Origin of the sequence: Thermoclostridium stercorarium subsp. stercorarium DSM 8532 (assembly GCF_000331995.1) — a bacterium.
Classification (GTDB): Bacteria; Bacillota; Clostridia; order DSM-8532; family DSM-8532; genus Thermoclostridium; species Thermoclostridium stercorarium.
Genome location: NC_020134.1, coordinates 2,303,210 through 2,317,646 on the forward strand (window position 1 = coordinate 2,303,210; position 14,437 = coordinate 2,317,646).

Annotated in this window: 8 protein-coding genes, 2 tRNA genes, 3 rRNA genes and 1 other annotated feature (1 of these 14 only partly in view); all 13 genes read right to left on the reverse strand. The window is 45.5% G+C overall.

Annotated features, from left to right (window positions below; translation table 11 throughout):
• Positions 1 to 47: 47 nt before the first annotated feature.
• On the reverse strand, positions 48 to 563 hold the full coding sequence (gene purE / locus CST_RS09935) for a 5-(carboxyamino)imidazole ribonucleotide mutase (protein WP_015359775.1): 516 nt from the start codon (positions 561 to 563) through the stop codon (positions 48 to 50).
• A gap of 171 nt (positions 564 to 734) precedes the next feature.
• Entirely contained in the window at positions 735 to 1,652 is a 918-nt protein-coding gene (locus CST_RS09940) for a DUF2156 domain-containing protein (RefSeq protein ID WP_015359776.1), read from the reverse strand.
• A gap of 52 nt (positions 1,653 to 1,704) precedes the next feature.
• Entirely contained in the window at positions 1,705 to 2,796 is a 1,092-nt protein-coding gene (locus CST_RS09945) for a 6-phosphofructokinase (RefSeq protein ID WP_015359777.1), read from the reverse strand.
• Positions 2,797 to 2,859: 63 nt separating this feature from the next.
• Complete coding sequence (gene trmL, locus CST_RS09950; protein ID WP_015359778.1) at positions 2,860 to 3,354, reverse strand: tRNA (uridine(34)/cytosine(34)/5-carboxymethylaminomethyluridine(34)-2'-O)-methyltransferase TrmL; 495 nt, start codon at positions 3,352 to 3,354, stop codon at positions 2,860 to 2,862.
• 75 nt (positions 3,355 to 3,429) lie between these two features.
• A complete protein-coding gene (locus tag CST_RS09955; protein ID WP_015359779.1) occupies positions 3,430 to 3,894 on the reverse strand; it encodes a chemotaxis protein CheX in 465 nt (154 codons plus the stop codon).
• Between the two features lie 342 nt (positions 3,895 to 4,236).
• Positions 4,237 to 4,312: transfer RNA gene (locus CST_RS09960), tRNA-Asn, on the reverse strand.
• A gap of 6 nt (positions 4,313 to 4,318) precedes the next feature.
• A 5S ribosomal RNA gene (gene rrf / locus CST_RS09965) occupies positions 4,319 to 4,435 on the reverse strand.
• 79 nt (positions 4,436 to 4,514) lie between these two features.
• A 23S ribosomal RNA gene (locus CST_RS09970) occupies positions 4,515 to 7,429 on the reverse strand.
• A 240-nt stretch (positions 7,430 to 7,669) separates the two neighbouring features.
• Positions 7,670 to 7,745, reverse strand: a tRNA-Ala gene (locus CST_RS09975).
• Positions 7,746 to 7,882: 137 nt separating this feature from the next.
• A 16S ribosomal RNA gene (locus CST_RS09980) occupies positions 7,883 to 9,415 on the reverse strand.
• The 16S, 23S and 5S rRNA genes sit together here with 2 tRNA genes alongside, the layout of an rRNA operon.
• Positions 9,416 to 9,949: 534 nt before the next feature.
• Positions 9,950 to 11,053, reverse strand: a complete 1,104-nt coding sequence (locus CST_RS09985; protein ID WP_015485098.1) for an LCP family protein — start codon at positions 11,051 to 11,053, stop codon at positions 9,950 to 9,952.
• Positions 11,054 to 11,215: 162 nt separating this feature from the next.
• Positions 11,216 to 13,873, reverse strand: a complete 2,658-nt coding sequence (locus CST_RS09990; protein WP_015485099.1) for a valine--tRNA ligase — start codon at positions 13,871 to 13,873, stop codon at positions 11,216 to 11,218.
• Positions 13,874 to 13,926: 53 nt separating this feature from the next.
• A complete protein-coding gene (locus tag CST_RS09995; protein ID WP_015485100.1) occupies positions 13,927 to 14,193 on the reverse strand; it encodes a hypothetical protein in 267 nt (88 codons plus the stop codon).
• Between the two features lie 65 nt (positions 14,194 to 14,258).
• Positions 14,259 to 14,437: a binding site (T-box leader), on the reverse strand (it continues 41 nt past the right edge of the window).

The following is a 14,437-nucleotide window of genomic DNA, read 5'->3' on the forward strand; positions in this document are numbered from 1 at the left end:
TAATCCTCCATTTAACATTGAAAATTTTATGCGATAAAGGCAACCGCCTACACAAACCTACCGGCATTTAATTTTTCCTGTAATTTGCTGTTTTTCTCAATCACCGTTTCCTTCATCTTTTCCCTGTATAGTCTCATCTTTTCCCTCAGCTCAGGGTATTTCACACTAAGGATTTGAACAGCAAGAAGTGCCGCATTTTCACTTCCGTTTATTGCCACAGTGGCTACCGGAACACCAGCCGGCATCTGAACAATCGACAAAAGAGCATCAAGCCCGTCAAGTGCTGAAGACTGAATTGGAAGGCCGATTACCGGCAAAGTTGTATACGCCGCAATAACTCCGGGCAGATGAGCTGCCTTTCCGGCAGCTGCAATAATTACCTCAAAGCCTTTTTCTTCCGCCTCTTTTGCAAACTGCGCCGTAATTTCCGGTGTCCTATGTGCCGAGGTGACCGTTACCTTTGTTTCAATGCCAAATTCATCGAGAATTTTTAAAGATTTCTCAATAATGGGAAAATCGGAATCACTTCCCATTACTATCGCAACTTTGGGCCGATTTAACATGTTTACCTCCAAATCAGCACATTTAAAGGTATTCCCGTATTTTGGAACCAAACACGTAAGCCACCTCTTTCTTGAGGTGACTTTGATAATTTTTTCCGATTACCTTTTTATACTACAAAATGGGCAGACGACTTGTCAATAACCAGGTTGCACAGAATTTACCACTGTTTTCTACTTAAAATCAGGATAAATATTATACTTCCAAATCATTTTTGACGGATGATAAGACTGTTTTGCCTTCCTCAACCCCTCAATACCCATGTCCTCTTCGCGGTTGATATATTTTGTATGCGGAAAAGTCCTTGCAACAAACTCCCTGTTTATTAACGCATAAATACCATGAATGTCTGCATTTCCCTTCTCGATATGGATTACCGCAGTATCGTCGTTCAGCATCTCACCTATCGTAAAAGCCTCAAACCTTCCGTTTACCTTTATAAGTGCGCCTTTCAGCCCGGGTATTCTGTCCCAGTATTCAAACAACTGGGAACACGCCCATTTTTCACATTCTTCAGGAACCTCGCATACACAGGCGTCATTATCTTTGCACCATTCGTCAAAAATCCTTTCGCATTCTGAAAAATATTCCTTGCTCAATTCCACATATTCAAAATCGCCGTATTCACGGAAAAATCTGTTTATATGGTTCCTTTTCGCGCTTAATTTTTTCCCTGAAAGAGTAATCAGGCTTTCGGTATCGTAAACATAGTCAGAAACCGCATCCATCCTCTTTATTTCAAGATCCACCTTCAGGCAATTTTTAAAATTGTCAACCATTCGTTCTTCCACACGGGCAAAGAATAATTTCCATCCTCGGGAATCAAAATACTCTTTCAGTTTGTAAACGGTATCTTCAAAGGCTTCGGGATTGAAATCCTCCAAAGGTATCGGGCAAAAGGCAAAAGGTCTGTACTTTCTCGGATTGGCAACCATGCAGAGCATATTGTTTATGATACTGAACTGACTATTGTAGCTTTTACGCCACATGAACATGTTGGCGAAGGACATTTCCGAAGCCTGCGACCTGATGTTTCCAAACGCCTTGTTAAAAACATCAATGTCAGTAATTTCTATTTCTTTCCATTCCATAACCGGTCCTGAATTCTCAGGAATAACACCTCTCATCTGTTGTTTTTGCCTGTTAATCACCAAAAGAAACGCCCATATATCTGGCAATCTGAATTAATTCGCTGTTAACAGGTACTTTTCTTACCTTCCCTGCAATCTCTTTTATGGGAATGGAATTAATCTGTTCGTGATCAACGCATACCATCCTGTTAAATTCGCCTTTATTGATAATGTTAACCGCTGATGCCCCAAACCTTGTGGCAAGAATTCTGTCATAGGGTGACGGTTCACCGCCGCGCTGCAGATAACCCAAAACGGTAATACGACATTCCAGGGACGTCAGTTTTTCCAGTTCTCTGGCCAAAAAAGCGCTGGTACCTTCATATGGCATCGTATAGTTCCCGTTTCCATTTCCGTTATTTACGGGTTCGGTTATGCCGCCCTCGGGTTTTGCGCCTGCAGACATTACAATTATGCTGAAGCTCTTACCCTTGTTTCTGCGCTCAAAAATAGCCCTTGCCACTTTGTTAATATCATATGGAATTTCGGGTATTAGTATAACATCAGCACCGCCGGCAATTCCTGCCTCAAGGGCAACCCATCCGGCAAATCTTCCCATAACTTCAAGTATCATAACTCTGTGATGGGATTCGGCAGTGGAATGCAATTTGTCAATTGCATATGTAGCTGTATTGACAGCAGTCATAAAACCAAACGACATATCGGTCCCATATATGTCATTTTCAATGGTTTTCGGAATTGCCACAACATTAATCCCTTTTTCCTCAATAAGCCTGTTTGCATAATTTATCGTTGCGTCGCCGCCGATAACAACAAGGCAGTCAATATCGTGCATCTTAAGTGTATCGACTATTCTGTCGCTCATGTCCTTTACAGTCTTTTCCCCGTCCTTGTCAACGGTAACTGCAAAGGGATTATATCTGTTAGTGGTACCGAGAATTGTTCCTCCTTTATCCAGTATTCCCGATACATCAGACAGTTTCATTTTCACAAACCTGTTTTCTACAAGCCCGCGATAACCATCCCTGAAACCAATAACTTCATATCCGTAATTATTTATTGCCGACTTTACGACAGCTCTTATAGCGGTATTCAGACCAGGGCAATCTCCACCGCTTGTCATGAGCCCTATTCGTTTTACCATAACAAACCTCCTTGAAAACCCTTGGAAATTTACTTTTGTGCTTGCAAAAATCATTTATCTTATCTAATCACTTTTTGTCGGAATATGTCCTTTCAGTTGCAGATTACAAAAATTCTTCTGGCGTAAGAATTCATATGTCACTATAGCGACAGAATTTGACAAATTCAACGAACGTATCGTCGGACGCATCGGAATGCGTATGCATAAATTATAATTCTCGATTAAAAGGCTTTCAGGCAATCCTTTGGTTTCTTTTCCGAATACAAAGAAACACTCATCAGGATACGACACATCCGAATAAACTATACTTCCTTTCGTCGACACGTAATAAAAGGGAAAATCGGGATACTGCGATTTCAACGATTCAAAATTCTTGTAGTAGCGTATATCCACTTTGTCCCAATAATCAAGACCTGCTCTTTTCAGATATTTGTCCGAAACAGAAAAACCCAGAGGTTCTACAAGATGAAGCACAGCCCCTACCGCAGCACAGGTACGGGCAATGTTTCCTGTATTCTGGGGAATTTCAGGTTCAACAAGTACTATATTCAGTTGCATATATTTTTCACTACACCTCGGATTTTAAATTATAAGTACTTAAAAAGACAGATCAGCGACATCTTTTTAATACCGTTATTCCTCAATGGATACATCAATATCCACACTTCTGCTGTCGCCCAAATCCAGAGGCACACATATGGTGTTCATTTTTGTCTGCGAAACAACTATATTGTCCCCCATCAGCAACGAAGGAGGAGTTATTTCGACATTAATCCCTCTGGTCGACAATATGGTAGCAGTATTCCCAATTATCATATTTCCCAGTTCTGCTATAGCGCTTCTTGCCATATCGTCGAAAACCTCAATCGGCATACCGCCCATCATTGTGGACGCTATAATTTTCGCCGTCTCAACGCTTAAGGAAATTATAACCTGCCCCCGTATTGTTCCGGTCAAACCAACAATGACCGCCACAGAATCACTGTTATAAGGCGATTTTTTTAAATATACCTTTTTCAAACTCGGCTTTACACCGATAACCATTTGAAAAACCTGCTGGCTTGCCTCAATAAAAGGATTTATATATTCCACTTTCATAAAAAAAACTCCTGTACATAAAAATCATATCATTTAAAAAGAAAACATAAAAACTTTTATCTTTTAACATATATATGTATTTTACCACATTATCGAATATCGTCAAATTTTGCGTTATTTTTAACAAGGAATATTCCAAACCCGCTGCTTTTCTGTACCAACACAAAAACAAACATACTTAAAACTTAAAACCATGTAAATTTGTATAAACGACAAAAAATTCAAATTAAAAACCATCTTTATTTATCTTCTTTGCCGAAAAGATAACTTCGTGCATATAAACTCCTGCAAAATAAAATGAAAGGACGGTTCTTTCAGTTTCCAAAGAACCGTCCTTTCATCTGGCTCCTCAAGTTGGACTCGAACCAACGACCCTGCGGTTAACAGCCGCATGCTCTACCGACTGAGCTATTGAGGAATAAAATTCCGGCAACGACCTACTTTCCCAGGGCGTTTCCACCCAAGTATCATCGGCACTGGAGAGCTTAACTTCTGTGTTCGGAATGGGAACAGGTGTTTCCTCTCCGTCATTGTCACCGGAAATTTTTAATTTTTAAGGTACATATAAGTACCCTCAAAACTGTATAATGCCTACCGCCGGCTTCCTCGGAAAGCCTTCTTTGGTCAAGCCCTCGACCTATTAGTACCAGTCAGCTCAGTGCATCGCTGCACTTACACCCCTGGCCTATCTACCATGTAGTCTACATGGGGTCTTACCCTTTCGGTGGGATATCTCATCTTAGGGGGGGCTTCACGCTTAGATGCCTTCAGCGTTTATCCCTTCCGAACTTGGCTACCCAGCTGTGCCACTGGCGTGACAACTGGTGCACCAGAGGTTCGTCCATCCCGGTCCTCTCGTACTAGGGACAGCTCCCTTCAAATATCCTACGCCCGCGACAGATAGGGACCGAACTGTCTCACGACGTTCTGAACCCAGCTCGCGTACCGCTTTAATCGGCGAACAGCCGAACCCTTGGAACCGAATTCAGCTCCAGGATGCGATGAGCCGACATCGAGGTGCCAAACCTCCCCGTCGATGTGGACTCTTGGGGGAGATAAGCCTGTTATCCCCAGGGTAGCTTTTATCCGTTGAGCGACGGCAATTCCACTCTCTACCGCCGGATCACTAAGCCCCACTTTCGTGCCTGCTCGACACGTCTGTCTCACAGTCAGGCTACCTTATGCCTTTACACTCTTCGCACGATTTCCAACCGTGCTGAGGTAACCTTTGGGCGCCTCCGTTACCCTTTGGGAGGCGACCGCCCCAGTCAAACTGCCCACCTGACAGTGTCCCAATACCAGTTTCATGGTATCTGGTTAGTACTTCAATATCTCAAGAGAGGTATCCCACCGTCGGCTCCACCAGAACTGGCGTCCCGGCTTCTCAGCCTCCCTCCTATCCTGTACATGAGATATCGAAATACAGTATCAGGCTACAGTAAAGCTCCATGGGGTCTTTCCGTCTAGTCGCGGGTAACTCGCATCTTCACGAGTACTACAATTTCACCGGGCGCGTTGTCGAGACAGTGCCCAAGTCATTACGCCATTCGTGCGGGTCGGAACTTACCCGACAAGGAATTTCGCTACCTTAGGACCGTTATAGTTACGGCCGCCGTTTACTGGGGCTTAAGTTCACCGCTTCGCGTTTCCGCTAACGGTTCCCCGTAACCTTCCAGCACCGGGCAGGCGTCAGCCCCTATACCTCATCTTTCGATTTGGCAGAGACCTGTGTTTTTGGTAAACAGTTGCTTGGGCCATTTCTCTGCGGCTCTCCGGCTTTCACCTTCGAGCACCCCTTCTCGCGAACTTACGGGGTCAATTTGCCGAGTTCCTTAACAACGCTTCTCCCGCTCGCCTTAGGATTCTCTCCTCGTCTACCTGTGTCGGTTTGCGGTACGGGCACCTTTACCCTCGATAGAGGCTTTTCTTGTCAGTGCAGAGTCGAGTGCTTCGGTACTTTATTTTCCCTCCCCTTCAGGGCTTCGGAACGTCCGGCGGATTTGCCTACCGGACTACCTATTCCCTTTGGACGAGCTATTCCATCAGCTCGCTCACTCTATCTCCCTGCGTCACCCCTTCTCTCAATCGGGTAACGGTGGTACAGGAATTTCAACCTGTTGTCCATCGCCTACGCCTTCCGGCCTCGGCTTAGGTCCCGACTTACCCTGGGCGGACGAGCCTTCCCCAGGAAACCTTAGACTTTCGGCGGTTAAGATTCTCACTTCACTTTCGCTACTCATTCCGGCATTCTCACTACTGTACGGTCCACATGTCCTTTCGGTCATGCTTCTGCCCGTACACTACGCTCCCCTACCACCCATCTCTGGATCCGCAACTTCGGTACACAGCTTAGCCCCGTTAAATTTTCGGCGCAGGCTCACTCGACTAGTGAGCTGTTACGCACTCTTTGAATGAATGGCTGCTTCTAAGCCAACATCCTAGTTGTCTTAGCAAGCCCACATCCTTTCCCACTTAGCTGTGATTTTGGGACCTTAGTCGGCGGTCTGGGCTGTTCCCCTCTCGACTATGAAGCTTATCCCCCATAGTCTGACTCCCAGGCATCGTCTATTCGGCATTCAGAGTTTGATAGGATTCGGTAACCCGGTAAGGCCCCTAGTCCAGTCAGTGCTTTACCTCCGATAGACTAACCTGAGGCTAGCCCTAAAGCTATTTCGGGGAGAACCAGCTATCTCCGGGTTCGATTGGAATTTCACCGCTACCCACAACTCATCCCATGACTTTTCAACGTCAGTGGGTTCGGTCCTCCACGAGACTTTACTCCCGCTTCAACCTGGTCATGGGTAGGTCACCCGGTTTCGGGTCTACACCGCAAGACTATACGCCCTATTCGGACTCGGTTTCCCTTCGGCTCCGTACCTTAAGGTACTTAACCTCGCCTTGCAATGTAACTCGCCGGACCGTTCTACAAAAAGTACGCCGTCGAGCTTTAACGCTCTCCGACTGCTTGTAAACACAGGGTTTCAGGTTCTCTTTCACTCCCCTCCCGGGGTTCTTTTCACCTTTCCCTCACGGTACTCCTCCACTATCGGTCACCAGGTAGTATTTAGGCTTGGAGGGTGGTCCCCCCTGCTTCCCACAAGGTTCCTCGTGCCTCGTGGTACTCCGGATCCTGGCCTGTCGCTTCGCATTTCGCATACGGGACTGTTACCCTCTACGGTCTCGGCTTTCCAGCCGCTCATTCTGCTATGCTCCGCGATCATTACGCCAGTCCACAACCCCGCATGAGTTACCTCATACGGTTTGGCCTCCTCCGCTTTCGCTCGCCACTACTCGCGGAATCTCGGTTGATTTCTTTTCCTGCAGGTACTTAGATGTTTCAGTTCCCTGCGTCTCCCCTCCGTACACTATGTATTCATGTACGGATACCTGAGCATTTACCTCAGGTGGGTTCCCCCATTCGGACATCTGCGGGTCAACGGCTGTTTGCGCCTCACCGCAGCTTTTCGCAGCTTACCACGTCCTTCATCGGCTCCTGGTGCCTAGGCATCCACCCTGTGCTCTTAGTAGCTTGACCTCTTCGGCCTTCTCTTCAGGGTTGTCTAATCAACCCCTAAGTGAGCGGTCTTCCCTAAAAAATTGTAACTCGCTTCCGTAACTTCACCTTCTCAGGCTCCGTTACCTCCGCTCGTTACCACCAGCTTCAGCATTATACAGTTTTCAAGGTACTGTAATGATTTAATTCTGTTTAGCCGTCCACATTACTTATGCCAAACCAAAGAAGTCTTTTCAGTGTACGGCATATATTACTTTATTATGGTGGAGATAAGGAGATTCGAACTCCTGACCCCCTGCTTGCAAGGCAGGTGCTCTCCCAACTGAGCTATACCCCCACATCATAATAATCATTACATTTCCCAATGTCCTTTTATGAATCCAACACCGGACACTGGAAATTAAACAGTGCATTGACGAACCCGACCGACCTGGATTGGCTTTACTGCTTTTAGCAGTAAGCCTGTCTCCTTAGAAAGGAGGTGATCCAGCCGCACCTTCCGATACGGCTACCTTGTTACGACTTCACCCCAATCACTGACCCCACCTTCGACGGCGCCCCCCTCTCGGTTAGGCTACCGGCTTCGGGTGTTGCCAGCTCTCATGGTGTGACGGGCGGTGTGTACAAGGCCCGGGAACGTATTCACGGCAGTATGCTGACCTGCCATTACTAGCAATTCCGGCTTCATGCAGGCGAGTTGCAGCCTGCAATCCGAACTGGGACGACCTTTCGGGATTTGCTCCTCCTCGCGGATTTGCTTCCCTCTGTAGTCGCCATTGTAGCACGTGTGTAGCCCAGGACATAAGGGGCATGATGATTTGACGTCATCCCCACCTTCCTCCGACTTCTCGCCGGCAGTCTCGTTAGAGTGCCCATCTTACTGCTGGCAACTAACGACAAGGGTTGCGCTCGTTGCGGGACTTAACCCAACATCTCACGACACGAGCTGACGACAACCATGCACCACCTGTCTCCCCTGCTCCTTGCGGAGAAGATGTATCTCTACATCCGTCAGGGGGATGTCAAGCCCTGGTAAGGTTCTTCGCGTTGCTTCGAATTAAACCACATGCTCCACTGCTTGTGCGGGCCCCCGTCAATTCCTTTGAGTTTCAGCCTTGCGGCCGTACTCCCCAGGTGGGATACTTATTGTGTTAACTACGGCACAGAAGGGGTCGATACCTCCTACACCTAGTATCCATCGTTTACAGCGTGGACTACCAGGGTATCTAATCCTGTTTGCTCCCCACGCTTTCGCGCCTCAGCGTCAGTTACCGTCCAGAAAGCCGCCTTCGCCACTGGTGTTCCTCCCAATATCTACGCATTTCACCGCTACACTGGGAATTCCGCTTTCCTCTCCGGCACTCAAGAGCACCAGTTTCAGATGCACCCCCGAGGTTAAGCCCCGGTATTTCACACCTGACTTGGCACCCCGCCTACACGCCCTTTACACCCAGTAATTCCGGACAACGCTCGCCACCTACGTATTACCGCGGCTGCTGGCACGTAGTTAGCCGTGGCTTGTTCTTCGGGTACCGTCATCTTCGTCCCCGATCAAAGGAGTTTACAACCCAAAGGCCTTCTTCCTCCACGCGGCGTCGCTGCGTCAGGGTTTCCCCCATTGCGCAATATTCCCCACTGCTGCCTCCCGTAGGAGTCTGGGCCGTGTCTCAGTCCCAATGCGGCCGGCCAACCTCTCAGTCCGGCTACCGATCGTCGCCTTGGTAGGCCGTTACCCTACCAACTAGCTAATCGGACGCGAGCCCATCCTATGCCGCCTCAGCTTTTACCACTGTGACATGCGTCACTGTGGTCTTATGCGGTATTAGCACCGGTTTCCCGGTGTTATCCCCCAGCATAGGGCAGGTTGCTCACGCGTTACTCGCCCGTCCGCCACTCTCACCATGCCACTTCGGTCCGAAGACCTCCGTAACACGGATCCCGTTCGACTTGCATGTGTTAGGCACGCCGCCAGCGTTCGTCCTGAGCCAGGATCAAACCCTCAAATTAAACTTCTTACCGTCTAATCCGATGGTTTCCCTCTAGCTCTGTTACACAGAGTCTCAAAGTTCTTAACGGATTCGTCTTGCACTGTTCAATTTTCAATGTCCGGTTCCAACTACCCGTCGGCTCTGCCACTTCCGCTGTCCTTGCCTTCGCCGTCTTCCCCGTGGCGAATTCTTAGTTTATCACGTCTCTTATCTTTTGTCAAGTGCTTTATGTTAATTATTTTTTAATGTCTTTACGACATTTTTGCTTTTATTTCCCGCCGCTTTTTATCATCAGCGACAGCTTCTTTATCTTATCACGCTGTTTGACCTTTGTCAAGACCGAAGTTGTTATTTGTAATTTATTATTTCCCGTTCTAAATCAAAAAATAACAACTTTATTTCTTGATTTAACCAGTGTCAAGCAGCGACTTTTAGATATTAGCACAGCCCCGGTGCCGTTGTCAATAGGGTTATTAATAAGTTTTTGTTTTTTTCATATCAAAAAACGGGGTTTAAAATACCCCGTTTTCAGCCCAAATCCAGTTATCATCAACTATTCTTCTGTCTTTAATATTTCATACAGAATTCCGTTTATATTTTTGCTTGAGGAACACTCAATCACTTCGGTTATCTGTTCATACTTTCCCCTTATGGCTTTCTGCATTATATTCGCGTACTGGAAAATTTCATTTCCTTTAACGCTTGTTTTAACGTATTTCGAAATTATATCGAACAACTCACCCGCCTTTGACAGGTTCTTAAGATTTACATGCTGTTCGAAAAACGCCTTTAAAAACGCATTCTGGTTCTTTTGCCTGAAATAAACCGAGTATGTTTTAAACTCCCCTTCCCGTGTATACCCTTGTCTGAAACGCACGAAGCCTTCAGCCTGCGCGCCGTTCAGAAGTTGGTACCCTGGCTCAAGATGTATGTAAAGATTTTGCACCGGGTCCTCATAATGCATATATACGGGCACATTAACCCATACTCCGCCAAACAGGTCAACAACTTTACGGAAACCTTCTGTCTTTATAATAATATAATCATCTATCTCAATTCCAAAAATCTCATCCATCAGATCGGCCCAAAAATTCATCGCGTATATTGTGTTGCCAGATGTTCCGAATTTGCCGTCCTCCGCCCCGTACTTTAAATCAATGGCAATTGCATGGGCGGCATTCATCTTTTGTATGCTCGGATCGGCCGCATGTGTCGGGTTTGCTTTCTTCAGTTCTTCCAACACTTTATCACTGTAATCTATATAAACATCCCTTGGAAAATTAATTAATTTCATTTGCTTGTTCTTTTCATCTATGCTCAGGACAATTATTGTGTCATACGCCTGGTAAAGCGCATCCTGTCCGATTAGAAGAATGTTTTTGCTTTCCGGCTCAACAAGCGTTTTGTAATATCTCTGCCCGTTTGTAAGGCCTTTGGTTTCTTCAGTCTTTTCCTGATCCTCTTCATTTTCTTCTTCAGGTGCTGCTGTGGGTTCAGGTGTAACAGTAATTTCAGGCACAGGCTCTTCATACTGAACTGTTTGAGCTGATTTGTCGTAATCAGCAGGTTTCGCAAAAATAATCAGAACCACTGTAAACAAAATACTTGATATCAGCAGCATCAGCAACGCTATTTTCGTTTTTTTCTGAAGTCTCATTCCGTTTTTTCCCTGCCTCAAAAACCAAATATATACACTTGTTTTACATTAATATAATTATATCATGCAATTTAACCTTACTTCAAACGGTAAAATGACCAAAGGCAGCAGATTATGTCATAACCTGCTGCCTTAAGCATTTGCTGTAATTATAACCTTACATCACTGCATTTTGCTTTTTATAAACTGTATCCTTTCAAGCACTTTATCGTAAAGTTCGCTGTATTTTTCAAGTTTTTCCCTTTCGGCGTCAACAACCTTCTGCGGTGCCTTTGATACAAAACTCTCGTTGCTGAGTTTTCCTTTAACCCTGTCAAGTTCCTTCTCAAGATTCTCCTTTTCTTTAAGAAGCCGTTCCATCTCTTTTTCAAAATCAAGCAGCTCATCCAGCGGAATATATATTTCCACTCCTTTTATAACGCTTGAAACGGCATCATGTGGAACATGCGATTTATCACTGCAGATTTCAAATGCTGACACTCCTGCAAGCCTGATAAACGTTGACTCTTCTTCACGGAAAATCGCTTCCATTTCACGATCTTCCATTACCAAAATAGCTTTCGGTCTTTTGTTTACCGGAACTTTCATTTCGGCTTTGATATTGCGTATGCTGCGTATTGCTTCCATTATCGTGCTCATCCTGGCTTCCGCATCAGGATCGTTTAACTCCTCCCGGTATGCCGGCCAGCTTGAAATCATTATACTTTCATCCTCGGTATACAGGTGCTGGTATATTTCTTCGGTAATAAACGGCATAAACGGATGCAGAAGTTTCATTGAATTCTTCAGGACCTCGTTCAGAACGTACAAGGCTTCAAGCCTGCCCTTGGCTTCGCGGTCAAAAAGTCTCGGCTTTACCAGTTCTATATACCAGTCGCAGAATTCCTCCCAGATAAATTCATAAATCTTTTGAAGCCCTATTCCAAGCTCAAACTTCTCGAGGTTTTCGGTAACTTCCCTTGTTACCGTGTTAACTCTGCTCAGTATCCATCTGTCGGGCAACGCAAAATTCTCTTTCTTTACATTGTCAAAATTTACTTCCCTGTCAAAATTCATCATTACAAAGCGGAAAGCATTCCATATCTTATTGGCAAAATTCCTGCTCGCTTCCAGCTTTTCTTCAGAAAAACGCATGTCATTTCCCGGTGAAGTACCGATGGTCAACGCATACCTTAACGCATCGGTTCCGTAATTTTCAATCACTTCTATCGGATCCACGCCATTGCCGAGAGATTTGCTCATTTTTCTGCCGAGGGCATCCCGTACGAGGCCATGGATCAGAACATACCTGAACGGAACATCTCCCATGTGCTCCAAACCGGAGAAAATCATGCGTGCAACCCAGAAGAAAATAATATCATAACCTGTGACAAGAACGTTCGTAGGATAGAAAAATTCCAGATCTTCCGTCTTTTCCGGCCAACCAAGGGTGGAAAAAGGCCAAAGAGCCGAGCTGAACCATGTGTCAAGAACGTCCTCGTCCTGTACCAGGTTGGTGCTTCCGCACTTTTCACATTTTTCAGGCGCCGTTCTTGCCACCTGCATATGGTCGCAATCCTTGCAGTACCATGCAGGAATACGGTGACCCCACCAAAGCTGTCTTGAAATACACCAGTCCTGAATGTTTTCCATCCAGTTGAAATAAATTTTCGAAAAGCGTTCAGGCACGAATTTAATCTTTCGGCTTTTTACTGCTTCAATTGCAGGCTCCGCAAGGGGTTTCATCTTAACAAACCACTGCTTTGACACTTTTGGTTCTATTACCGTATGACAGCGGTAACAGGTTCCGACATTGTGTTTGTGCGGTTTTACTTCAGCCAGCAGGCCTAATTTTTCCAGGTCAGCCACAATCCTCTTTCTTGCCTCATACCTGTCCAACCCGTTGTAAATACCGGCATTCTCGTTCATTGTGGCATTATCGTTCATAACATCAATTACCGGCAGGTTATGCCTTCTTCCAACCTCAAAGTCGTTCGGGTCATGAGCAGGAGTGATCTTTACAACGCCCGTTCCGAATTCCTTTTCCACATATTCGTCGGCAATCACCGGAATTTCACGGTTTACCAAAGGAAGTATAACTGTTTTTCCTATAAAGCGTTTGTATCTTTCATCCTCAGGATGCACTGCAACGGCTGTGTCGCCGAGCATTGTCTCAGGACGGGTTGTGGCAACGGTAAGGTACTCATTTTCGCCCTTTACAGGATAACGTATATACCAAAGTTTTCCTTCTTTTTCTTCATATTCCACTTCGGCATCGGATATTGTGGTCAGGCAGCAGGGACACCAGTTAATTATTCTTTCCCCTCTGTATATAAGGCCCTTTTCATAAAGTCTCACAAATACTTCTATAACGGCTTTAGAGAGATTTTCATCCATTGTAAAGCGTTCCCGTTTCCAGTCACAGGAACAACCAAGTCTTTTCAACTGCTCCACAATTCTTCCGCCGTACTGTTTCTTCCATGCCCATGCCCTTTCCAGGAATTTTTCACGTCCCAGCTGTTCCTTTGTCAGGCCTTCTTCAGCCAGCTTTTCAACAATTTTCACTTCGGTAGCGATGCTTGCATGGTCGGTTCCTGGAACCCATAAAGCACAATAACCCTGCATTCTTCTAAAACGGATAAGAATATCCTGAAGCGTATTGTCCAGCGCATGGCCCATATGCAGATGACCCGTTATGTTTGGCGGAGGCATTACAATTGTAAAAGGCTCTTTATTTCTGTCAATTTCTGCGTGAAAATAATCCTTTTCCATCCAGAATTTGTATATGCGTTCCTCAACTTCTCCAGGCACATAAGTTTTCGGAATATCGTTCATATTCATTTTCATTCCTCCTGAAATAAATATTTCAATTCTGCTTTAATTTTTAAAATTAATTATCTGAAGGCAATCAAAACCGAAATGCTTCCCAGCATTATCAAAAGCAATCCCATTTGTTTGAACGATAATGATTTCCGTGAAATGTAATCCTCATATTCGTTTCCGGCATCGTCTGAAAAACTGCCGTCTTTTTCACAATGATTCGGGCGGCTGACAATACCTCCGTCTGTTTTTGTTCTTCCGGCCAAAAAGCCGGCCCCGTAAACCAGGAATGCACCAACTGCTACAATCAATACGGACAATACTTTGAAGAAAACCGTCAATACAACACCTCCTATCCAAATCAGCAATCCTGATTTTACCGGTATCAAAAAAAAACCTTTCGCCACTTTTGGACGAAAGGATCTCTTCCGCGGTACCACCAAAATTCCCTTTTGACAGGACACTCTATGGAACGATAACGGATTCCACCCGGCCGGCTTACTTCAAGTTCAGCCGTGCGACTCCGGAGCGACTTCGACAAAACAGATACCGAATACGCTTCCACCCTACGGCGTATACTCTCTG

Bases quoted from the DNA above. Each gene is read 5' to 3' on its own strand.
- CST_RS09940 (WP_015359776.1), bottom strand. From the start codon at position 1,652: ATGGAATGGAAAGAAATAGAAATTACTGACATTGATGTTTTTAACAAG.
- CST_RS09985 (WP_015485098.1), bottom strand. From the start codon at position 11,053: ATGAGACTTCAGAAAAAAACGAAAATAGCGTTGCTGATGCTGCTGATA.
- CST_RS09955 (WP_015359779.1), bottom strand. From the start codon at position 3,894: ATGAAAGTGGAATATATAAATCCTTTTATTGAGGCAAGCCAGCAGGTT.
- CST_RS09990 (WP_015485099.1), bottom strand. From the start codon at position 13,873: ATGAATATGAACGATATTCCGAAAACTTATGTGCCTGGAGAAGTTGAG.
- purE (WP_015359775.1), bottom strand. From the start codon at position 563: ATGTTAAATCGGCCCAAAGTTGCGATAGTAATGGGAAGTGATTCCGAT.
- trmL (WP_015359778.1), bottom strand. From the start codon at position 3,354: ATGCAACTGAATATAGTACTTGTTGAACCTGAAATTCCCCAGAATACA.
- CST_RS09945 (WP_015359777.1), bottom strand. From the start codon at position 2,796: ATGGTAAAACGAATAGGGCTCATGACAAGCGGTGGAGATTGCCCTGGT.